2 protein-coding genes are annotated in these 953 nt (G+C 69.0%); both read left to right on the top strand.

Annotated features, from left to right (window positions below):
• A partial coding sequence (locus ACFP1K_RS41105; protein WP_380764030.1) for a LuxR C-terminal-related transcriptional regulator occupies positions 1-452 on the top strand: 452 nt, incomplete at its 5' end.
• A gap of 52 nt (positions 453-504) precedes the next feature.
• A complete protein-coding gene (locus ACFP1K_RS41110; RefSeq protein WP_380764032.1) occupies positions 505-909 on the top strand; it encodes a pyridoxamine 5'-phosphate oxidase family protein in 405 nt (134 codons plus the stop codon).
• The last annotated feature ends 44 nt before the right edge of the window (positions 910-953 follow it).

The raw sequence follows: 953 nt of genomic DNA on the forward strand, positions 1-953 counted from the left end.
AGGTGTGCCGTGAGGTGCGGTCGCGGCTGCCGGAGCTGGCGTGCCTGATGCTCACCTCCTACGCCGACGACGACGCGCTGTTCGACGCGGTCATGGCCGGCGCCTCGGGGTATGTGCTCAAGCAGATCCACGGCTCGGACCTGGTCGGAGCGGTCCGGACCGTCGCGGCGGGCCAGTCGCTGCTGGACCCGCAGACCACCGCCGCGATGCTGAACCGGCTACGCGACCAGGCCTCCCGCAAGGACCCGCTGGCCGCGCTGACCGAACAGGAACGCCACATCCTGGAACTGATCGGCGAAGGACTGACCAACCGGCAGATCGGCGACCGGCTGTTCCTGGCGGAGAAGACCGTGAAGAACTATGTGTCCAATCTGCTGAGCAAGCTCAGCATGCAGCGCCGCACCCAGGTCGCGGCCCTGGCGGCACGGATGAAGGCGGAACGGCGGCACTGAAGGGACTTTCGTCCCTCACCACGACAGGCACCGGCGGCGCACCCTGAGGGGCATGAATCTCGATTCGGCCGGGTTGCTGATCCTGACCCGCCAGCAGTGCCTGGAGTTGCTGTCGCTGACCCCGGTCGGGCGGATCGTGTTCACCGACCGCGCCCTGCCCAGCGTGCAACCGGTGAACTTCCTGCTGGACGGCCAGAGCATCGTGATCCGCACCGCCTCGGCCTCCAAACTCGCCGCGGCGACCCGCGACGCCGTGGTCGCCTTCGAAGCCGACGACATCGACGTCACCACCCGGACCGGCTGGTCGGTCACCGCCGTCGGCCACGCCACCGCCGTCACCCAGCCCCACCAGATCCAGCGACTGGCCACCCTCCCGCTGATCCGCTGGGCCCCCGGCGGCCAGGACCACTACATCATGATCCACACCGAACAGATCTCCGGACGACGCCTCACCTGAGCGGCACACTCCAGGTGAGCACCGTCCCACCCCCCGCCGGGGAC

This window comes from Sphaerisporangium aureirubrum, from assembly GCF_042658925.1.
Taxonomy (GTDB): domain Bacteria; phylum Actinomycetota; class Actinomycetes; order Streptosporangiales; family Streptosporangiaceae; genus Sphaerisporangium; species Sphaerisporangium aureirubrum.